Source organism: Legionella steelei (assembly GCF_001468005.1).
Taxonomy (GTDB): Bacteria; Pseudomonadota; Gammaproteobacteria; order Legionellales; family Legionellaceae; genus Legionella; species Legionella steelei.
In genome coordinates this window covers 744650-766802 of the sequence record NZ_LNYY01000019.1, presented here as the reverse complement: position 1 = coordinate 766802, position 22153 = coordinate 744650, and the positions used below count along the sequence as shown (strand labels likewise).

Sequence of the window (22153 nt, the reverse complement as noted above, 5' to 3'; positions counted from 1 at the left end):
AAACTGTCTTATATCATATACCTTAAAGAAATTAAATTGGATGAAAAATGAACGAGCAAGAAATTGATACTGAGTTAAGCCAATGGTTTTCAACTTATGGAGTAATAACCGCTGAGCGTATATTAGGTAGATACAAAATCAATTTGGTGCAAACAGAATTGGTTGCAGCGATTAAAAGTCCATTTAGTTTTTATCATCGCATATTACTAGTTCCATTAAAAAGTGTTCTCAATGGTATCGTCTTACAGCAAGCAAACGATTATCATGTTTATGTGCAAAAATTATACATTGATTATCTGCTTTCTGGTGAAAACTCCAAAGGTGAGGAGGCACAAGGTGCTGCAACACGTGAAGTGATAGAAAACGAGCGACAACAATTAGTTGCGCTTGGTGAGGAGTTTCAAAAGGTACAGGGGAATCATGATTACTTGATTGCGACCAGCCAACGTATTTTGATTCAAATTACTCAAATGTTTAACACGGAATTGGAAAAAGCAATTAAGTCAATTAATAGTATATTTAAAACTGCTGCTCTCTCAGTGAAAAAGAGCCAAATACGAAAGGCAGTTAATCACGCTTTGATTTATTGCAATATGGCAGAAGTTCAAGCTAATGAATCTCTTTTTATAGAGAAAATGAATGAAATGCTTAAAATTTCATTGACAGAAGACTTAAAAAGAAAAATACAAGCCGCGTTAGCAGAAATTTTGCAACTGGACATAGATTTTGATGATCAGGTAATGGAATATGTGGACCAAGCGGATGAGTTAAATCGGACAGCCAATGCGTACAGAAATCAATTTTTCGATACGATTATTCGTGTTGTTGATTTAATGAAATCCTTACCTGAATACAAAATTGATCCTGCGCAAGATGAGATTAATCGTGAGCCTTTATATTTTGATAAAAGTATTGGGGCAATTGAGTAATAATCAATATAAAAAAGCAAAACAAGGTTGTAGCACATTAGTTTTGCTTTTGCCATCAAGAGCATATTCATATAAAAATGAATTTATATTAGCCATATAGCCGGCATTTCGTGTATAATATTGCACTTTAACTAAACCCCTATGGAGTCCACGATGGCAAAAGAAACAACATTGTCAATTATTAAACCTGATGCAGTAGCTAAATCTGTTATTGGCCAAATCTATACTCGTTTTGAAAGTGCTGGTTTAAACATAATCGCTGCAAAAATGATGCAACTTTCTCGCGAACAAGCAGAAAATTTTTATGATATTCACCGTGCACGCCCTTTCTTTAATGATTTGGTTGAGTTCATGATTTCTGGTCCAGTGATGATTCAAGTATTACACGGTGAAAACGCGGTCATGAAAAACAGAGACATTATGGGTGCAACAAACCCTAAAGAAGCTGCTCCAGGAACTATCCGCGCTGATTTTGCTGATAGTATTGATGCGAATGCAGTACATGGTTCTGATAGTCTTGAAAATGCGGCTCGTGAAATTGCTTTCTTCTTTGAACCTCATGAAGTTTGCGAAAGATAAGAAATAGTTTTTGATATTTAATGGCACGAGTAGTGTTGTATTGTAGGCTGAGTGCAGCGTAGCGGAATCTGGGGTTTATGAGTCATTTCATATCCTACTCCCGAGTTCCGCTACGTTGCACCCAGGCTGCAACTCTATTCATTGAGTCATTAAATTTGGAGCAAAAATGACTGCACAAAAAGTAAATCTGCTGGATTACAATTACCAACAAATGCGTGAGCTATTGGATAGTTGGGGCGAACAATCTTATCGTGCGCAACAAATAATTCAATGGATTCATCAAGCAGGTTTATCTGATTTCACAAAAATGACTAATTTAAGCAAGTCATTAAGAGAAAAGCTGGCTGAACTATCGAATATTAAGTTACCTGAAATAGTTGCTTGTCAGAAGTCTAATGATGGCACTCATAAATGGCTTTTAAAGCTTGATTGTGGTAATTGCATTGAGACGGTATACATTCCAGAAGCAAATCGTGGGACTCTCTGTGTTTCTTCCCAAGTAGGATGTGCGTTAAACTGCTCGTTTTGTTCTACTGCAAAGCAAGGTTTTAATCGTAATTTATCTACAGGTGAAATTATCGGACAAGTGTGGTTGGCTGTCCGTGAGCTATCGCAACAGCAGGGAGCGCATGACAAAAAAGTCACTAATGTGGTGATGATGGGTATGGGGGAACCCTTGCTTAATTTCGATAATGTTGTGTCAGCAATGAACATTATGATGGATGATTTTGCTTATGGATTATCAAAACGTCGTGTTACTTTAAGTACCTCAGGGGTATTACCTGATCTGCAACGTTTAAGAGAAGTTAGTCCTGTAGCCCTTGCTGTTTCCTTGCATGCTCCCAATGATGAATTAAGAAATGAGCTGGTGCCTATAAATAAAAAATATCCTCTGGCTCAGTTAATGGCTTTATGTAAAGATTATTTTAAAGATGAACCACGAAGAAAAGTGACTTTTGAGTATGTCATGCTCAAAGGCGTTAACGATCAACCTGAACATGCAAGTCAATTAATAAAGTTGTTACGCAATGTTCCATCTAAGGTCAATTTAATTCCATTTAATCCTTTTCCAATGACGCAATATCAGCGTTCATCTCAGGAAGCAATTGATGCATTTAGAGATAAATTAATTGCCCATGGTATTAACACAATTACCCGAAAAACACGTGGCGATGACATCGATGCTGCATGTGGGCAGTTGGCTGGCGAAGTTAAGGACAGAACAAGCCGCTCTGAGAGGTGGCAAAAATTACATTTTATGCCTAAAAAAAATCAAGAGCAGCATCCAGCAGAGCAATGATTACGCCTGGCCTAAACTTTTGTGCCACAATAAAGTCATTATTTGTGACAAATCATTTTTAATTTATTTGTAAGCGGTTATAATGCGCAATCATTTCTAACCTTAGTGTGAAATATTGTGTTAAAAAAGTTTTATCTCTTATTTATTGTGGCCAGCTTGTTTTTGCAGGCATGCGCACATGATGAAGAAAGTGAAAAACAAAATTTAAAAAAACCGAATCTCAGTAGGGCTGCATCATATAATGTTCAGTTAGGTTTAGGTTATTTAAAACAAGGTGATAGACCAAGAGCGAAAAAAAAGCTTATCACCGCATTGGAACAAGAGCCGAGATCCCCTGATGTCAATTCGGCAATGGCTTATTATTTTGAGCAGACAAAAGAATTAGACCAAGCAGAGAAATATTATGTCAAGGCCTTGTCATTAGCAGGGAATGGCGGCGCCCAGTCCAATAATTATGGTGCATTTTTGTGTCGACAAGGCGATTATAAAAAAGCCGAGGCTTACTTTTTAAAAGCGGTTAATGATTTAAAGTATGTAAATACTGCGGGAGCTTATGAGAATGCAGGTCTTTGTGCGCTATCAGTTCCTAATGAAGATAAGGCTAAGGTTTATTTCGCAAAAGCATTAAACCAAGACCCTTCTCGAAAGGTATCTTTTTATGAATTACTGAAAATCGAAATTAAAGCTGGCCATGACTCAGAGGCATACGCTCTAGTACAGAAGCATCCAGAATTAGTTTTGAATGATAGAGTTTTATTATCTTTAGCCAAAGAGGCTTCTGATAAAGTTGGGCAACATGCTATAGCTGCAGAATATGAACAAAGCATAAATAATTTGAATTCCAATATCGATAATAGTGGAGTAAATAATGAATACAATAACCACACTGGATGAAAATATAATAGAACATGATAAAAATCCAGGCGAGCAACTTGCCAGCATACGCCAGCAAAAAGGATATACAATTGAATATGTTGCTAATAAATTGCACTTGCGGGCACGTATTATTGAGCTAATTGAAAACAATGAGTTCCATTTGTTGCCAGAGCCTGTCTTCGTTAAAGGATATTTACGTGCGTATGCTAAATTACTTGGTACTTCGCCTGAACCTTATTTAGCAATATTTAATGAGCAGTTTGTCGTTGAGAAAAAATCTGATCGCGCGCTTTTATGGCAGCAAAGTAAACGTGAATCTCATAAGGCAGAACATATTATTCGCTGGTTTACTATTTTGTTTGCTTTAGGCGTGATTGTTGCTGTAGGTATTTGGTGGCAAAAAAACAGTGATACACAACAAGTATTTCCTGCCAAAAGTGCTCCTGCCGATTTATCGTTGAATCAAACACCAACAACGGAAACAACAGAGCTAAAGCTCACTGATATATCAAAAATGCAGTCATTATTAAATCCTAAGCAAGAAATGTCACCTCTGGAGAAGATAGGTGGCTGAACGAATTCAAGCAATACGAGGAATGAATGATGTTTTGCCTGAGGTGACGGCATTATGGCGTTCTATCGAACAAGTTTTTATAAGCGTTCTGTCCAGTTATGGTTATCAGGAAATACGTTTTCCACTTATTGAAAGTACCCAACTATTTAAACGAACTATAGGTGAAGTAACTGATATAGTTGAAAAAGAAATGTATACTTTCAATGACTTAAATGGAGACAGTATTACTTTAAGACCAGAAGGTACTGCCGGTTGTGTGCGTGCTTGTTTACAAAATGGCCTCTTACATAATCAACAGCAAAAACTCTGGTATATAGGGCAGATGTTTCGTCATGAAAGACCCCAAAAAGGAAGATATCGACAATTCAATCAATTAGGTGTTGAGGTATTTGGAATGCCTGGCGCCATGGCTGAATTAGAGTTGATTTCCATGTCTCGCAAGTTTTGGGAGCACTTAGGCTTTGCGGATTTTGTACAATTACAAGTAAATACTTTAGGTGAGTTAGCTGAGCGTCAACGTTATAAAGAAATTCTGGTAGAGTATTTAACTGATCATGAAAATCAGTTGGATGAGGACAGCAAACGTAGATTAACTCGCAATCCATTACGCATTTTGGACAGTAAAAATCCTGAGATGCAGCAGCTACTAGCTAATGCACCAAAATTAATTGATGTTCTTGATGAAAAAAGTCGTGCGCATTTTCAGTCTTTCTGTGATGGTCTGGATGCATTACAGGTGCCTTATGTAGTCAATCCTGTTTTGGTTAGAGGGCTTGATTATTATGGGCATACTGTTTTTGAATGGGTGACCGATAAATTAGGCAGTCAGGCAACAGTTTGCGCTGGTGGCCGATATGATATATTGGTAGAGCAATTAGGTGGTAACCCAACGCCTGCGGTAGGTTTTGCATTGGGTATAGAGAGAATATACTTGCTGATGGAAACGCTGAATCTTTTGAAAAAAGAGAAAAAGAAAAATGCGTTATATATTATTGCTGTCAATGAGCAGGCGGTGGTACGAGGACTCATAATTTCTGAAATGATACGTAGTACTTATCCGGAAATTGAAGTATCCGTAAATACTGCTGGGGGCAGTTTTAAAAGTCAATTTAAAAAAGCAGATAAAAGTGATGCACGCCTGGCTTTGATTTTGGGCGAAGATGAATTAGCGAATCAGCAAATTAGTATTAAGGATTTACGTAATGAAGCGGAACAAATTACAGTAGATCAAAATATGATTAATCAAGTTTTAAAAGATTATTTTGAGTGAGTGCAGGAGAGTATTATGTCAGTGTATATGACTGAAGAGGAACAATTAGAATCGATAAAAAAATGGTGGAAGCAATACGGTAATCTAGTCACCGTAGTATTATCGCTTATACTCTTTGGTATTGCTGGATATCGATATTTAAACTGGCATCAGGACAAGCTGACACAACAAGCATCCGTTGCCTATGAACAAATGATGGTTGCTCTTTCTAACCAAAATATTAAAGCAGTGCGAGCTTATGCGAATGAATTAATTCATGAACATAACCGTACCGTCTATGCTGATGCAGCGCATATGACTCTTGCGAAAATTTACGTGTCAAAAAACAAGCTAGAGCAAGCTAGAGAGGAGCTGCAAGCTGTTGCTACGGACAGTAAGATGTCGACTTTAAAGCAAATTGCTAAGATTCGCATCGCACGAATTTTTGCTGCAGAAAAGTCTTACACAAATGCTCTTAAAGAATTGAGCAGTGTTCATGATAATACTTATTTGCCAGTCATTAATGAGTTGAAAGGTGACATTTACGGCGCCACGGGACAATACCAGGAAGCCATGAACTCCTACAAGCAAGCTTTAGATGAAGTAAAAAATAATGGTATGGGAAATTTATTTTTAGAAATGAAAACTAATGCAATAGCAAGCAAATCGCATTCGATGATTTCCGAGAATAAAAAAGTAGCGTCTGCATAACTATTTTAATATAAGCCTGGGAGCCGTATAGAGCCTGTACCTTAAGGCTTTCCTAGGCTTCAAACTAATGCAGACATAATGAAACTATTGATATATTTGTATAGCAAAAATTGAGGTTTAACTTTCATGAAAATGAAATTATTTATTTTAATTCTCTGTGCCTTGAGTCAAGGATGTTCAAAGCTTGATGACTACATGTTAGGTAAAGATAACACCCCAAAACCTAAAGAGCTTAAGCAGGTTAAAGACAAAATTAAAGTGGAACAAAACTGGACCGCTGCTGCAGGCAAGTCTTCTAAAAATAAAGAATATTTAAGATTGAAGCCTGTGGTTCAGCGTGGGGTTATTTATACTGCTGATGCCAGTGGTTTGGTCCAAGCAATTAATAAACACAATGGTGAAGCGAAATGGACTACAGAAGTAAAGCATGGTTTAGTTAGCGGTCCGGCTGTAGCTAGTGGGTATGTTGCTGTCGGCACTAATAATTCTTCATTAGTTGTGCTGAATCAAAGTAATGGTAAAAAATTGTGGCAAAAAAAGGTTACTGGAGAAATTTTGTCGCCACCAACTATTATGGCTAAAAAAGTAATCGTAAAGACAATCGATGGTAGGGTTTATGCATTTAATGCAGCAGATGGCAAACAGCTATGGATGGCAGAGCATGGTTCACCTAGTTTAGTTCTGAAAGCAAGTTCATCGCCCGTTGCTTTGGGACATTTGATATTGATCGGTTTTTCAGATGGCAAATTGGATGCATTGGATCGAGAAACGGGACGTGTAATGTGGCAGCGAAGCATCGCATATGCGTCCGGATCCAGTGATGTAGAGCGATTAGTTGATATCGATGCTGATCCAATTGTAGAGAATAATGTGGTTTATCTTGCAAGTTATCAAGGATATATTGGTGCTCTTTCTTTAGCAGATGGACAATTCATTTGGAGAAAACCAGGCTCTGTTTATAAAAATATGGTATTAAGCGGTAATACTTTGTATATAACTGATAGCCATGATGTTTTATGGTCTATTGATAAGCGCAATGGCCAGGTTAATTGGAAGCAAACTGGTTTGAAAGCAAGAGGATTAACTGAACCGGCACTGATAAAAAATGATTTGGTTGTAGGTGATAAAACCGGTTATCTACATTTTGTTGATGCTCAAACAGGCGAAATTATAGCTCGTTCAAAAGTTTCAGGTGGCGTTAGTATTTCTCCAAGTGTAGTAGGAAGAAAGTTATATGTATTAACAGACAATGGAATGCTTAATCAATTATCTGTGAGTTAATAAATGATCCCTGTGATTGCACTTGTTGGACGTCCTAATGTGGGTAAGTCTACTTTATTCAATAGACTTACCAAGACACAAGATGCTCTTGTTGCTGATTTCCCTGGCTTAACTCGAGATAGACAGTATGGCCAAGCTCAGCATAATGATAAACAGTATATCGTTGTTGATACTGGAGGTATCGGTGTCGATGATGTGGCTGTTGATAATTTAATGTCTAAACAATCAGAAATAGCACTGAATGAAGCGGATATAGTTCTTTTCATAGTTGATGGCCGTTCTGGACTAACTGGAATCGATGAGAAAATTGCCAATAATTTGCGCAAATTAAGTAAAAAAGTACATCTTGTTGTTAATAAAACAGAAGAACTTGATGATGATGTGGCTTGTGCTGATTTCCATGCTTTAGGTATTGTTGATATTCATTCCATTTCTTCATCGCATGGTACTGGTATTAGAACGTTGCTTGATGAGATTTTATCACCATTTGTGCCTCATGTTGATGAAGTCGAAGAAGACAATGCGATTAAAATTGCCTTTGCTGGTCGTCCTAATGTTGGAAAATCAACTTTAATTAACCGAATCTTAGGCGAAGAAAGGGTCGTTGTATATGATATGCCTGGTACGACTAGAGACAGTATCGCGATTCCGTTTGTTCGAGATGAGCAGAAATATATTCTGATAGATACAGCCGGTGTGCGAAGAAAATCTCGGATTGGTGAAAAGATAGAAAAATTTTCTGTAATTAAGACATTACAGGCTATTGAAGAATCTAATGTCTGTTTACAACTTCTTGATGCGGATGAAGGAATTACTGATCAAGATATGAATTTGCTTGGTTTTATTATTGAATCAGGCAAAGCTTTAGTTATTGCAGTGAATAAATGGGACGGCAAGGATGAAGAGCATAAAGAAAAAGTAAAAAGTGAATTATCCCGTAGATTACATTTTGCAAATTTTGCAAAAATTCGTTTTATATCCGCGCTACATGGTAGTGGGGTAGGCAGTTTATTTAAAGACATTAATGAGGCGTATGCTTCAGCTACCCAATCTTTTTCAACCCCGAGATTAACGCGTTTACTTCAAGATATTAGCACGAAACATACCCCTCCGTGCGTGAACGGACGCAGGATAAAATTGAGGTATGCTCATATTGGTGGTCACAATCCTCCCGTGATTGTAATTCATGGAAATCAATTGGCTGATTTACCGGATAGCTATAGGCGTTATCTTAGTAATGAATTTATTAAGCATTTGGGATTGGTTGGTACTCCTTTAAAACTGGAGTTTAAAGGCGGTACAAATCCTTTTGCAGATAAAAAAGTTAAGTTATCACAGCGACAAGTGAATAAGAAAAGAAGATTAATGAAGCATGTTAAAAAGAAAGTACGAAGTAAAAAATAGTAATTTTTTTCGTATAAAGTGTAGGCTGGGCTGTTAAGCCAGCATCTGCTGAATTAATTCGTACTCTCCAAAATGTTTATCATGAAGCCCTGCACCGTATGTTCAGTTACAGTGTTTGTTAAGAATATATTAGCTTAATTACATGCTGGACTTATCAGCCCAGCCTACGTTTCGGCTTATTATAGTCGTAACGTTAAAACATCACATGGGGCATGATTAACCGTAGCATGCGCCGTACTTCCTAAAAATGTATGCAAGCCAACGGATGAGTGGCTACCAATGATAATAAGCTGACAATTTAACTCTTTGACTTTAGTAAAAATATGTTCTTTAACTGAGCCTACTTCAACAAATTGTTGCTCTTGTGGGATATTAAAGTTATCACCCAACAAGGCTAAAACGGTTTGTGCATCATCTTTGGCCGGATTTGCTATTTCAGTAAATCCTAAACCTTGTGCAAGCTGAAAACTCGCGGGAAGTTCTATGACATGTAGTAAAAATAATTTAGCATGAAATTGTTGTGCAATGGAGATGGCTTTTTCTGTGAGATGATTATGTTCTTTGAGCAAATCCGTAGCAAATAAAATATTATTATACATAGTAGCCTCACAATTGAGTTTGTTATTGTAAATAATAGTAGATTCTTTGATATAAGTACCTATTTCACATCACAAAATATAAAATAATTCTGTTGGAGCTTGGGATTGTATGTTTTAGGTAATTCATTGATAAAAATAGCTCAATAAACCTAGTCTCGAAGACTTAAGCGGTAAGCAGGGATTAAGAGGTTGTATTCATATTTCGAACCTTGTACCCAGATTGCAACATTACACTACTACAGCATCTACGTGATGCTTTGCTTTTTTGTAGTCAGGGTTTATTTCTACGAGTGGATTCAAAACAAAATCTCGAGACTCTATATGTGGATGGGGCACTATGAGTTTCTTCGATTGAATAACTCGATTTTCATAAAACAGAAGATCAATATCAATAATTCTAGGGCCCCAGCGTTTTTTTCGAATTCGTCCCTGTTTTTTTTCAATTTTTTGACATGCATCCAGTAGCTGTAAAGGGGATAAGAGCGTAGAGAGTGCAATCACTGCATTACAAAAATCTTGTTGACCGTGTAGTCCCCACGCTTTAGTCCAATAAAATGAGGACACTTTAGTAACGACTGTATGACGTAAGTTTTTTATTGATTTAATTGCTCTTCGGAGTTGGCGTTCGGGCACTTGCTGATTTGAGCCCAAGCCTAAATAACAAACATTCATTGTGCATCACTTGTTTTTTTACTTTTAGGCTTGCGACGACGTTTACGTTTTGGAGCATCAGGTGTCAATTGTGTAATCATATCAGCTTGCTCTGCTTCATCAGCATCCTGGAAAGCAGTCCACCATTGTGCTAACTCCATGGATTCATCACTTGCAAGGGCACGCAATGCCATAAAGTCATATGCTGCTCTAAAGCGTGGATGTTGTAAGAGATTAAAGGCTCTTCCACCTAATCTTTTTGAAAAACGATATTGTAATAGCCAAATTTCACGAATAATCTGCGTATAGCGTTTAGGAATAGAAATGATTTTGTTTTGTTCAGCAATGACAAGTGACATCGCCTTTTCTATAGATGGCAATGGATCAATTCCAGTTTGTTGTAACTCCTTTGCACATTCAATCATAGGGAACCATAAAAGAACTGCAAATAAAAACGCTGGGGTGACTGGTTTGTCTTCACGTATACGCGTATCAGTATTTTCTAGTGCTATGGCTAATAATGCGTTTACTGGATAGGTACTGTTTAATAAGGCATTGGTTTGTGGGCATAAATATTGAAATAAACCATATTGCATAAGCAATTTTTGAACCATTTCCGCATTCCCACATTGGTATAATTTGGTTATTTCATCGAACAAACGTGAATTGGAAACATGAGTGATAAGATGGCTAATTTCAGGAAAAGGGGCTTCTGTTTCTGGTGCAAGCTTAAAATTTAATTTCGCACTAAATCGAATTGCGCGTAACATTCTCACGGGATCTTCTTGGTAACGCTTGACTGGGTCACCAATCATCCGAATAAGCTTCTCTTCAACGTCTTTTACGCCACCAGTAAAATCAATGATGGTAGAGTCATTAATATTGTAATACAGCGAATTAATTGTAAAATCGCGCCTCCAGGCATCTTCATCAAGTGAGCCATAGGCATTATCACGAACCAGCATGCCGCGTTCATTTGTTTGTTGACTCTCATCAACAGCCACGTGTCCTCGGAATGTAGCAACTTCAATAATTTCTCGGTGAAAAAGTATATGTACCAGTTTAAATCGTCGACCAATAATGCGTCCATTTCTGAACAAGTTTTTGACTTGATTCGGGGTGGCGTCAGTTGCAACATCAAAGTCTTTAGGCGCTTTATGCACTAATAAATCTCTGACGCTTCCTCCAACTATATATGCCTGAAAGCCAGCACCAATTAGGCGGTTCAGTACTTTGAGCGCATTGCTACTAATGTCCGCTTTAGATATGGAATGTTTATTCCTTGGGATTATATAAGCTGAAGCAACAGGCGCTACATGAGCCCTGTTTCTTTTTAACAGCTTTTTGATAAATTTGATGATCTCTATATCTCACAAGATTAACGAAACGCGAATATTATATCGAAGTAAAAGGATAAAGTGAATATTTGCCTTGATAAACCTCAATTTAATGTAAAATTTAGATTGTAAATGTTACAGAAAAACTTAGGTAAAAATTAGATTAAGAGTATATCATATATTTTTTTCAATGTCTGACATCTGAGGATTTGATGGATTTTATTGATATTACTGCGAGCTTAGTCGTTTTACTTATACTAGAAATTGTTTTAGGAATTGATAATCTGGTTATTCTGTCCATTTTATCTGAAAAACTACCGCTAGAGCAGAGAAAAAAAGCACGACGTTTAGGACTCACTCTCTCTTGGGTGATGCGCTTGCTTTTACTTGCAGTTGCGGTGGATTTGATTAAATTAACCAAGCCATTACTTACAATAAATCAAATGTCGTTTTCTGCACGTGATTTTTTTCTCATATTAGGTGGTGCATTTTTAATTTGGAAAGCTACAGATGAAATTCACCAGGATGTTGCAGAAAGCATATTAGAGGATGACAAGAAAAAAATATCATTTAAAGCAACATTTGGGATGGTTATTTTTCAAATTGTGATAATGGATATTATTTTTTCGCTCGACAGTGTTTTAACTGCTGTAGGCTTGACCTCTCGATTTTGGGTTATGGCTTTGGCAATTACATGTGCCATTTTAATTATGATTTTTGCTAGTGAAGTGGTGAGTGCATTTATTAAAGAACATCCGACGATAAAAATGCTTGCCCTGAGCTATTTAATTCTAATTGGTATGGTATTGGTTGCCGATGGACTTTCTTTTCATATTCCTCGAGGATACATCTATTTCGCCATGGGTTTTTCATTATCAGTCGAATCACTTAATTTATTGAAGCATTCACGAAAAAAAAATAAGCGTAAATCAGGAAATTAATTATGTTATATGTCAAAGCGTTTCACATTATTGCAATGGTTGCATGGTTTGCGGGATTATTTTATTTACCGAGATTATTTGTTTATCATGCGGATACCCATGATGAGACGAGTATCATTCGTTTTAAAATAATGGAAAAAAGATTGTACTATGGAATTACCTGGCCTGCTGCAATACTGACAACCTTATTGGGATTATGGCTTCTTAGTTATAATCCAACCTATTATCTCAAGGCTGGGTGGATGCACGCTAAATTGAGTCTGGTTGTTGTTTTATGGTTTTATCACTTATTGTGCGGACAGTATTTAAAAGCGTTTGCGCGGAATAAAAATCAAAAAAGCTCTCGTTTTTTCCGCATTTATAATGAAATCCCCACTGTGTTGTTGATAGGGATTGTGATCTTAGTTGTGGCAAAACCGTAGATGGTTTTGTAGAAGCGTAGCCTGCGTTGCACCCAGGCTACGATGCTCAATGCATGATAATAGGTAGAATCTTATTCCATTTCTACCATGTCAAAATCTTCTTTACCGGCACCACAATCTGGACAAAACCAATTCTCTGGGACATCTTCCCAACGTGTACCTGGTTCAATTCCATCCTCAGGCCATCCTTCAGCTTCATCATAAATAAAGCCACAAATGACACAAATAAATTTTTTATATTCTTGCATAATAATACTCGTTATAAAAATGGCGTAATTTAGCTATTGTAAGCTTCGATGTAAAGATAAACCGCTTTATTTTGCCAATTTTTAGGAATGTCTGTGATATTATATCGCAAAATTACGGAGATTTTTATGACGCGTTCAACAGATTTATTTCATCAAGCCCAGACACTCATTCCTGGAGGGGTTAATTCGCCCGTTAGAGCTTTTAAAGGTGTTGGTGGTGATCCTATCTTTTTCAAGCAAGGTAAGGGTGCTTATCTTCTGGATGTAGATGATAAAGAGTACATTGATTATGTTGGGTCTTGGGGGCCATTAATCCTTGGACATTGTCATCCTGTTGTGATTGAAGCTGTAAATAAAGTGCTTCACAGTGGTATGAGTTTTGGTGCACCTACGGAGCTTGAGGTGCAATTGGCCGAAAAAATTATCTCGTTAATCCCTTCAATTGAAAAAGTACGAATGGTGAATTCTGGGACCGAAGCAACAATGACTGCTATTCGTTTGGCCCGTGGCGTCACTAAGAAAAATAAATTTATAAAATTTAATGGCTGTTATCATGGACATAGTGATAGCTTACTTGTTAAGGCAGGTTCAGGTCTTCTTACCTTAGGTATCCCTTCAACCCCAGGAATTCCACAAAGTATTACAGAGCATACTCTAACTGCAAATTTCAATGATTTAGAGCAAACTGCACAACTATTTGCAAAATTCCCTGATGATATTGCTGCGGTAATATTAGAGCCAGTTGCAGGGAATATGGGGTTTGTTTTGCCAGATCTAAAGTTTTTGCAAGGGTTACGACAATTATGTGATCAATATAATGCCTTATTGATTTTTGACGAAGTAATGACTGGTTTTAGAGTTGGATTAACTGGAGCTCAAGGTATATTCGGAATCACTCCTGATATTACGACTCTTGGTAAAGTTATTGGTGGTGGTATGCCTGTAGGTGCCTTAGGTGGCAGAGCAGACGTAATGTCCTTTTTAGCGCCTGAAGGCCCTGTTTATCAAGCAGGAACACTTTCTGGAAACCCTCTAGCTATGGCTGCTGGTCTTGCAACGTTATCTGAAATTGAAAAAACTGGATTTTTTGACAAGCTAAGCCAAACGACACAAGCGTTAACGCAAGCCTTAGCTTCTGTTGCTGAAACATTAAATATTCCATTTTTTACCGCTTCATTAGGTGGCATGTTTGGTTTTTGTTTTACAGAGAAAACCCACATTGCAGATTATGCTGATATTGCTGCATCCGATGAGGTTTTATTTAAAAAATTCTATCATGGGATGTTAGAAAAAGGCGTTTATTTCGCTCCTTCTATGTATGAGGCAGGATTTGTTTCCAGCGCACATGGGGCAAATGAAATTGCTAAAACTCAAATCGCTGCAGAGGAAGTTCTGAGACAATTGAAAAAAGAACAAGGATAGACTGAGCATTTCGTAGCCTGGCTACAGTATAGCGGAAACCGATATTAAGGTGGCAATTTAGAGCCCAAAAAACTGCGATCCGCTGCGCTGCGTCAAGGCTACAGTCATGCGATCTAAACTACAATTATGGCGTATAAAACGGTAAAAAAATAAATATTTAAAGGTACTAGACAGTAATTTTTTCACATGTCATATTCAAAGACGGTCTTGAATTAACAAGGAAGTCATATGATGTCGGTAATGACAAATAAAAAGGAATTCATTAAATCAATGCCACAAGGAATTGTTCCTCTTTTTTTTATTCAGATTGTTTCTACTTTAAGTTTTAGTGTTCTTTATTCTACGCTTGTTTTGTATATGAAAGGAAAGCTGGGACTGCAAATTAGCACTGCCAACAACATCATGGGTGTCTTTATTGCATTTAATTATGGCTTACATTTACTTGGCGGTTTTTGGGGTGGGCGTTTGCTCTCTAATCGGGCGTTATTTTGTGCGGGAATGGTGGCACAAATTATAGGCTGTGTCTTATTATCGTTTGGGGATATTTCGTTTCTTTATTATGGTTTGGCCGCTTTTTTAACTGGATCGGGTTTAAATGTAACCTGTTTAAATTGTATGCTAACCCAACGTTTTGCCCCAGAGGACACGCGCCGAGAGACCGCTTTTCTGATGAATTATGCGGGAATGAATATTGGCTTTTTTGTTGGCTTTAGCTTGAGTGGCGTGTTTCAACTCACCCAGAATTATGAGCGACTTTTTTTACTGAGCAGCTTAGGGAATTTAATTGCTTTGATCATTTGTTTGTATTGCTGGAATCAATTAGCAGATAAAGAAACATTTTTTTCTAAAAAAGATAAGCCTTCTCAAAAAAGAGCTGTTCTTTTAGGGTGTGTGCTGATTATAGTACTCCCTTTCTTGTTAAGTGAACTGTTGCAATATGCTGAGTGGGCTAAAAAACTCGTCCTAGTGACCGGTGTGGCCATGCTCGGACTAATATTGTATTTGGCAAAACAACAATCAGCTAAAGAAGCCAGAGATAAAATGGTTGCTTTTGCCGTGCTTATGATTGTAGGGACTGTTTTTTGGATGCTCTACCAAATAGCGCCTATGGGACTTACTTTCTTTATTGATCATAATGTGCAACGAGAGTATGCGAGTTGGATTATTCCACCACAATGGTTCCAAAATATTAATACGGTAGCCATAGTCATTGGTGGTCCATTATTAGGGATACTGTTGCAAAGAATGCGCAGAAATGGAGTACAAATTAATATTCCTACTCAGTTTGCACTGGCATTACTCTTTATTGGAATTGCTTTTGTGATACTGCCCATTGGCATAACGTACGCTAATTATGAAGGATTAGTGAATCCCAGCTGGATTATTATTAGTTATATTCTACAGAGTATTGGTGAGCTTTTAATATCTCCAATTGGTTATGCTATGATAGGATTTTTGGCTCCTTCATCATTGCAGGGTGTGATGATGGGAATGTGGATGCTCAACTCAGGTGTTGGAGCAACTTTGTCGAGCTATAGCTCGAACTTGATGATAGAAGGGCAAGACAGTGTTTCACCGTTAGTAACTAATAGTGGCTATAGCCATGTGTTTTTAATGCTAGGATTATTTGCAATTGCTTCTTCAATTGTACTTTTTATTCTAGTGCCTAAGTTACGAGAGCTAATTCGGGAAAAAAAGCTAACTGAATTACAACAGGCTAAAGGGATGGCTACGAATCGAGTGGTTGTATGTGAGTAATTTTTTTGTACCTATTAATAAGGCCGAGCTGGATTGGCATGGGGCTCTGCCTTTCTCTAAGCGATATGATGATGTGTACCATTCTTCTGATGGAGGAATAAATCAAGCACTTCATGTGTTTATTGATGGCAATGATCTTATTAAGCGTTGGCAATTGTTTTCTAATGACAAACCACAAACATTTACTATTGCAGAGACAGGTTTTGGAATCGGTTTAAATTTTCTTGTAAGTTGGAGTTTATGGGAACAATATGCTCCTAAATCCTGCCAATTACATTTCATTTCATGTGAAAAGCATCCTTTATCTCTTACTGATTTAACAAAAGGGCTTGCATTCTGGCCACAATTAGCAATACAAGCTCAGCAACTTATAGCAAGTTACCCTGTATTGACTCCAGGATATCATCACTTGTCATTTTGCGAGGGCAGGGTAACTTTAACATTAATGTTAGGAGATGCGCTGGAGTGCTACGAACAGCTATTAATTTGTGGTGAACCCTCACTTGAAAAGCAGCTCAGAACAACTTTTGTCGATGCATGGTTTCTAGATGGCTTTGCTCCTTCTAAAAATAAAAGTATGTGGTCAGATGCTTTAATTAAAATAATTGCTATGCTGTCTAAAGAGCATACCACTCTAGCAACCTATACAGCTGCTGGTTCTGTTAAAACCAACTTAAACCAAAATGGATTTGCCGTCGAAAAAAGAAAAGGGTTTGGACAAAAACGCCACATGATTTGTGCGTATTTTGTACAAGGCTCAAAACAAAAAACAGCAAAACGACATACACCTTGGCATGTGAGTATACCTGAAAAACACTCCAGCAAGTCTGCTGTTATTTTAGGCGCTGGCTTGGCGGGTTGTTTTACTGCATATGCACTTAATAAACGAGGCTGGAATGTTACTCTTATTGATGAACTGGGGCAGGTAGGTAAGAGTGGATCAGCAAATCAGCAAGCAGTTTTATTCCCCAAGCTTTCTGCATATCATTCACCATTAACCCAATTTATGCTCGCAGCATTCTTGTATGCCACGCAAGTTTATCAACGCATTTTAAAGCAAACAAAGATTGGTGAGTTGTGTGGTTCTCTATTACTTGCATACTCTGACAAGGAAAAGTTAGCGCAGTCTAGTTTACATTCCTGGTTAGCCCATTATCCAGAGCTGGGCTCTCTCGTCGATACACAACAAGCCTCTGATTTGGCTGGATTTTTGCTAGACAAGCCTGGATTATATATTCCTTTATCAGGATGGATTAATTCTCCAGAATTATGTCAGTTTTTAGTAAATAGAGAAAGTATTTCTTTAGTAACAAATAGTTCAGTAAACCACCTGGTTTTTGATAAGCGCTGGATAGTGAATAATTTAGAAGCTGAAGTACTCATTTTGGCTAATGGCTATAAAATTAATTCATTTAAAGAAACGGAGCATCTACCTGTTAAGCCTATTCGTGGTCAAATGACAGCGATTTTATCAACAGAGCAAAGTGTTCGCTTAAAATTACCCCTATGTGGTGATGGTCATGTTCTTCCGTCTCTTAACGGAATGCATCAATTAGGTGCCACATATGAGTTAAAAACAGCAGAGTCACAAATTAAATCACATGATGATCAAATTAATTTAGCAAAGCTTAGGCAACTAGCGCCTGAGATTCTATGGTCTGAGGAGGTAAAAAATCATTGGGCTGGAGTGAGAGCTTCAACACCTGATTATCTTCCTTTAGTAGGTAAAATTGCTATGGCTGAACAATTTATGCAGCAATTTGCATCATTGGAAACGAATGCAAAACGTTGGATTGCCCAGGCAGGGCCTTATTATCCTGGGCTTTATGCTTGTGCTGGTTTTGGTTCTCGAGGCCTTACGACCATTCCTTTATGTGCAGAGTGGCTCGCATCGATGATTAATAATGAAATAGGCTGCTTACCAAGAAATTTACAACAGGCTTTATCACCTGCGCGCTTCTTGCGTAAAAATATAATTCGTGGTGCTATTAAAATCGATTGAGATGAAATTCTCATTGGAGCATAATACTAAACCTGTGGCTGGGACGAAGCAGAGGACATGAGTTCATATGAGAAACTCGGGTTGCGTTTCCGCTGATCCAGTTACGTTGGTTTACTTATCATATTAAGATCAAGGAGTGAGAGCTAATGGCAAGTTCCATGGGCAAAGTCTTCAAACAGATAATCAAAGAAAATAAACCATTGCCCATATTGGGTACTATCAACGCTTATTCCGCTATGCTTGCGCAATTTGCGGGTGCTAAAGCAATATATCTTTCTGGAGCAGGGGTTGCAAATGCCTCTTATGGCCTACCTGATTTGGGAATGACTAATCTATCGCAGGTGCTTGAAGATGCACGCAGAATTACAGAAGCCTGTTCTCTACCACTACTTGTTGATGTGGACACTGGATGGGGCCATGCATTTAATATAGCCCGAACAGTGGAACTCATGGAGAAAACAGGGGTTGCAGCCATACATATTGAAGATCAAGTATTGGCAAAACGCTGTGGGCACAGGCCTAATAAAGCTATTGTTTCTATGAAAGAAATGGGGGATCGAATTAAATCCGCAGTGGATGCACGCCGAGATCCTGATTTTGTCATTATGGCGAGAACAGATGCTTATGCTGTTGAGGGTATGGACGCTGCGATCGAAAGAGCATTGCTTTGTGTTGAATTGGGGGCTGATATGATATTTCCTGAGGCGATGACTCGTCTTGATGAGTATCAAACGTTTACACAAGCAGTGAAGGTGCCGGTGTTGGCGAACATCACTGAATTTGGTAAAACCCCTTTGTTTAGCCGGGATGAGCTGAAACACGTTGGCGTATCACTAATTTTATACCCATTAAGTGCATTCAGAGCAATGTCACAAGCTGCTTTAAATACATATAGGACAATTCTTCAGGATGGAACACAAAAATCCTTGTTGGATACAATGCAATCCCGCGAAGAATTATATGAGGTACTTGGTTATTATCAATACGAACAAAAACTAGACCAATTGATGGAGGAAGACAATGAGTGTTAAAAGCGGCGGTTTAGCCGGTGTTGTTGCGGGACAGTCCGCAATTTGTACAGTTGGGCTAGCAGGTAAGGGTTTAAATTATAGAGGCTATTCAATTGATGATTTAGCAGAGTATGCCACGTTTGAAGAAGTAGCTTATTTACTGCTCTATGGGAAACTACCCACTCAAAAAGAACTAGATGCATATACAAAAAAATTGACTGGTTTGAGAGCATTACCAGAAAGTTTAAAGACTGTTCTTAAACTAATTCCTAAAAACACTCATCCTATGGATGTGTTGCGAACAGGGTGTTCTTTCTTGGGAACCATTGAGCCTGAAGATAATTTTTCTCAGGAAAAGCATGTTGCAGATCGTTTGCTGGCTATATTTCCAGGAATGATGTGTTACTGGTATGCATGGCATTTCCATAATAAAGAGATATCTGGTTTAAGTGATGAAGAAACCACTGGCGCGCATTTTCTTGCTTTATTACATGGCCGTAAGCCTAGTAAATTAGAAGCGCAGATGATGAATGTATCCTTAATTTTATATGCGGAGCATGAGTTCAATGCATCCACCTTTGCTGCGCGTGTCACTGCGGCAACACTTGCTGATTTCTATTCTGCAATTACAAGTGCAATCGGCACATTACGTGGTCCTTTACACGGAGGGGCTAATGAAGCAGCAATGGAGCTTATAGAACGTTTTAATAGCCCTGACCAAGCAGAAACTGAGTTGAAAAAAATGTTGAGTAATAAAGCACTCATCATGGGTTTTGGCCATCGTGTGTATACAACGAGTGATCCCCGTTCTGACATTATAAAAAAATGGTCATTTCGCTTAGGCGAGGAGAAAGGAGACCTTCAGTTATATCACATTTCAGAACGTATTGAAGAAGTGATGTGGAATGAGAAAAAACTATTCCCAAATCTGGACTTTTATAGTGCTTCAGCATACCACTATTGTGGCATCCCTACGTTTTTATTCACTCCGATTTTTGTTATGTCGCGTATTACAGGATGGTCAGCTCATGTGTTTGAGCAAAGAGCAAATAATAAGTTGATAAGACCTACTTCTGAATATACTGGACCTGAGCCTCAAAAATTCCCAGCTATTGAAACGAGAGGGTAATACTTAATCTATAGTCCTTCTCCTTCAGTGGGAGCAGGAGCTTAGATGGATGAGGTGTTGATTAGAATTAATAAGCCCGCCCTCAAATGAGTGAGCGCAGGGATTTTTAATCGATAAGAAAATATCGTCTAATAAACAACGCACACAAGAGGTTATTATGCACAGTTATGTAGAAGATAATATTAAACCTGATTACGATCAGGTTATGATTGATATAGCAGATTATGTATTAAATAAAAAAATTGATAGCGCTTTAGCATATGAAACAGCACGTTTATGTCTCATGGATACGTTGGGTTGTGGCATTCTTGCGTTAAATTTCTCTGAATGTACTAAACTTTTAGGCCCAGTTGTTCCCGGAGCTACGCTTACTGGTGGAGCACGTGTTCCTGGCACATCATATGAGTTAGATCCCATACAGGCTGCTTTTAATATTGGGGCTATGATACGTTGGCTCGACTTTAATGATACCTGGCTTGCAGCGGAATGGGGACATCCTTCTGATAATTTAGGTGCTATCCTTGCTGTTGCAGATTATATGTGTCGGCAAAATTGTGCCAAAGGCAAAGCGCCCATTTTAATGCAAGATGTACTTACCGCAATGATTAAGGCACATGAAATTCAAGGTTGTCTCGCTCTTGAAAACAGTTTTAATCGAGTTGGATTGGATCACGTATTTCTAGTTAAGATCGCTAGCGCGGCCGTTGCTGCTCAATTGTTTGGCGCGGACAGAGACACGATGTTACGAACTTTGTCTCAGGTTTTTGTTGATGGCCAAAGTTTGAGAACCTACAGACATGCTCCGAATGCTGGGTCAAGAAAATCATGGGCGGCAGGAGATGCTACTTCGCGAGCTGTGCGATTGGCGTTAATTGCTCAAGCAGGAGAAATGGGTTATCCAAGTGCTTTAAGTGCCCCCAAATGGGGTTTTTATGATGTTCTTTTTGAAAATAAAGTCTTTAAATTCCAACGTCAGTACGACAGTTATGTTATGGAAAACGTTTTATTTAAATTATCGTATCCTGCTGAGTTTCATGCACAAACTGCTGTTGAGTGTGCTGTAATGTTACATCCTATAGTGAAACACCGATTTGATGATATTGCTCGAATTGATTTGGTCACACATGAATCAGCGATTCGCATCATTAGTAAGCAGGGCGCTTTGCATAACCCAGCAGATAGAGATCATTGTTTACAATACATGGTTGCCATAGGTTTATTATTTGGCGACTTAAAGGCTGAACATTATGAAGATGATGTTGCTGCTGACCCGCGCATTGATGCATTACGTGAGAAAATGCATGTCACTGAAAATGAACGTTTTTCTCGTGATTACCATGATCCCGAGAAGCGCTCTATTGCAAACAGCATTAAGATAATTTTTAAAGATGGAACTGAAAGTGATTTAATCACAGTGGAATACCCAATTGGCCACAAACGCAGACGTGAGGAAGGGATCCCTGTTTTATTGTCTAAATTTAAGAAGAACTTAAACACACAGTTTTCTACAGATCATGTTGAACGTATTATGCATGCGATGAGTGATACAAATGCACTTGCCGCAATGAAAGTAGATGACTTTATGCAACTATGGGTTGTAACTTAGTTCGTTTTAAGTAGTCTACTTATGTCCTCGGGATAATTTCCCGAGGCAAAAATGCGTGATAATCAACCTCAATTATTTAGTGCAATTTTCCTGTTTTTGCTTATCCCAATTAAATGTATATAATT

General features: G+C 38.1%; 21 protein-coding genes. 17 read left to right on the top strand and 4 right to left on the bottom strand.

The genetic code is table 11. The annotated features are described in order from the left end of the window. Nucleotides 1–47 precede the first annotated feature (47 nt). The 9 genes from Lste_RS07545 (at nt 48) to der (ending at nt 8903) form a co-directional block, all read left to right on the top strand. Nucleotides 48–929 carry a hypothetical protein gene (locus Lste_RS07545; protein WP_058510434.1) on the top strand — a complete coding sequence of 294 codons (882 nt, stop codon included), beginning with the start codon at nt 48–50 and terminating at the stop codon, nt 927–929. Between the two features lie 153 nt (nt 930–1082). Beyond that, nucleotides 1083–1508 carry a nucleoside-diphosphate kinase gene (ndk, locus tag Lste_RS07540; protein ID WP_058510433.1) on the top strand — a complete coding sequence of 142 codons (426 nt, stop codon included), beginning with the start codon at nt 1083–1085 and terminating at the stop codon, nt 1506–1508. A gap of 166 nt (nt 1509–1674) precedes the next feature. Further along, on the top strand, nt 1675–2808 hold the full coding sequence (gene rlmN, locus Lste_RS07535) for a dual-specificity RNA methyltransferase RlmN (protein ID WP_058510432.1): 1134 nt from the start codon (nt 1675–1677) through the stop codon (nt 2806–2808). A gap of 117 nt (nt 2809–2925) precedes the next feature. Further along, nucleotides 2926–3702, top strand: a complete 777-nt coding sequence (pilW, locus tag Lste_RS07530) for a type IV pilus biogenesis/stability protein PilW (protein WP_058510431.1) — start codon at nt 2926–2928, stop codon at nt 3700–3702. Beyond that, entirely contained in the window at nt 3677–4258 is a 582-nt protein-coding gene (locus Lste_RS07525) for a helix-turn-helix domain-containing protein (RefSeq protein WP_058510430.1), read from the top strand. The genes pilW and Lste_RS07525 overlap by 26 nt, the downstream gene beginning before the upstream one ends. 22 nt (nt 4259–4280) lie before the next feature. After that, complete coding sequence (hisS, locus tag Lste_RS07520) at nt 4281–5528, top strand: histidine--tRNA ligase (RefSeq protein WP_237760493.1); 1248 nt, start codon at nt 4281–4283, stop codon at nt 5526–5528. 15 nt (nt 5529–5543) lie between these two features. Beyond that, a complete protein-coding gene (locus tag Lste_RS07515; protein WP_058510428.1) occupies nt 5544–6218 on the top strand; it encodes a YfgM family protein in 675 nt (224 codons plus the stop codon). 126 nt (nt 6219–6344) lie between these two features. Continuing rightward, on the top strand, nt 6345–7499 hold the full coding sequence (bamB, locus tag Lste_RS07510; RefSeq protein ID WP_058510427.1) for an outer membrane protein assembly factor BamB: 1155 nt from the start codon (nt 6345–6347) through the stop codon (nt 7497–7499). 3 nt (nt 7500–7502) lie between these two features. Then, a complete protein-coding gene (gene der / locus Lste_RS07505) occupies nt 7503–8903 on the top strand; it encodes a ribosome biogenesis GTPase Der (RefSeq protein ID WP_058510426.1) in 1401 nt (466 codons plus the stop codon). A gap of 179 nt (nt 8904–9082) precedes the next feature. On the opposite strand, the gene Lste_RS07500 is transcribed toward der, so the two are convergent. From Lste_RS07500 to pcnB, 3 genes are all read right to left on the bottom strand, one after another. Next, a complete protein-coding gene (locus tag Lste_RS07500) occupies nt 9083–9502 on the bottom strand; it encodes a universal stress protein (RefSeq protein ID WP_058510425.1) in 420 nt (139 codons plus the stop codon). 228 nt (nt 9503–9730) lie between these two features. Continuing rightward, a complete protein-coding gene (gene folK / locus Lste_RS07495) occupies nt 9731–10174 on the bottom strand; it encodes a 2-amino-4-hydroxy-6-hydroxymethyldihydropteridine diphosphokinase (RefSeq protein WP_058510424.1) in 444 nt (147 codons plus the stop codon). After that, nucleotides 10171–11493 (bottom strand): polynucleotide adenylyltransferase PcnB, encoded by a 1323-nt coding sequence (pcnB, locus tag Lste_RS07490; RefSeq protein ID WP_058510423.1) that lies wholly within the window; start codon nt 11491–11493, stop codon nt 10171–10173. Before pcnB ends, folK begins: the two co-directional genes overlap by 4 nt. A gap of 209 nt (nt 11494–11702) precedes the next feature. Here pcnB and Lste_RS07485 point away from each other — a divergent pair, with 209 nt between their 5' ends. Together Lste_RS07485 and hemJ are read left to right on the top strand one after the other, a co-directional pair. After that, nucleotides 11703–12431: a TerC family protein gene (locus Lste_RS07485; RefSeq protein WP_058510422.1), complete on the top strand. Its 729-nt coding sequence runs from the start codon at nt 11703–11705 to the stop codon at nt 12429–12431. 2 nt (nt 12432–12433) lie between these two features. Then, the gene (gene hemJ, locus Lste_RS07480; protein WP_058510421.1) at nt 12434–12853 is read left to right on the top strand and encodes a protoporphyrinogen oxidase HemJ; all 420 of its coding nucleotides are present in this window, start codon (nt 12434–12436) and stop codon (nt 12851–12853) included. A 71-nt stretch (nt 12854–12924) separates the two neighbouring features. Here hemJ and Lste_RS07475 read toward each other — a convergent pair whose 3' ends face one another. Next, nucleotides 12925–13101: a rubredoxin gene (locus tag Lste_RS07475; RefSeq protein ID WP_058510420.1), complete on the bottom strand. Its 177-nt coding sequence runs from the start codon at nt 13099–13101 to the stop codon at nt 12925–12927. Nucleotides 13102–13227: 126 nt separating this feature from the next. Between Lste_RS07475 and hemL the strand changes: the two genes are divergently transcribed. The 6 genes from hemL (at nt 13228) to Lste_RS07445 (ending at nt 22028) form a co-directional block, all read left to right on the top strand. Next, entirely contained in the window at nt 13228–14523 is a 1296-nt protein-coding gene (gene hemL, locus Lste_RS07470) for a glutamate-1-semialdehyde 2,1-aminomutase (protein WP_058510419.1), read from the top strand. A 231-nt stretch (nt 14524–14754) separates the two neighbouring features. Further along, entirely contained in the window at nt 14755–16281 is a 1527-nt protein-coding gene (locus Lste_RS07465; protein WP_058511681.1) for a peptide MFS transporter, read from the top strand. Beyond that, entirely contained in the window at nt 16274–18283 is a 2010-nt protein-coding gene (gene mnmC, locus Lste_RS07460) for a bifunctional tRNA (5-methylaminomethyl-2-thiouridine)(34)-methyltransferase MnmC2/FAD-dependent 5-carboxymethylaminomethyl-2-thiouridine(34) oxidoreductase MnmC1 (protein ID WP_058510418.1), read from the top strand. Before Lste_RS07465 ends, mnmC begins: the two co-directional genes overlap by 8 nt. A 146-nt stretch (nt 18284–18429) precedes the next feature. Next, nucleotides 18430–19314 carry a methylisocitrate lyase gene (gene prpB, locus Lste_RS07455; protein ID WP_058510417.1) on the top strand — a complete coding sequence of 295 codons (885 nt, stop codon included), beginning with the start codon at nt 18430–18432 and terminating at the stop codon, nt 19312–19314. Next, nucleotides 19304–20422, top strand: coding sequence for a bifunctional 2-methylcitrate synthase/citrate synthase (gene prpC / locus Lste_RS07450; protein ID WP_058510416.1), 1119 nt, complete (start codon nt 19304–19306; stop codon nt 20420–20422). The genes prpB and prpC overlap by 11 nt, the downstream gene beginning before the upstream one ends. Nucleotides 20423–20579: 157 nt before the next feature. Beyond that, nucleotides 20580–22028 (top strand): bifunctional 2-methylcitrate dehydratase/aconitate hydratase, encoded by a 1449-nt coding sequence (locus Lste_RS07445; RefSeq protein ID WP_058510415.1) that lies wholly within the window; start codon nt 20580–20582, stop codon nt 22026–22028. Nucleotides 22029–22153: the final 125 nt, after the last annotated feature.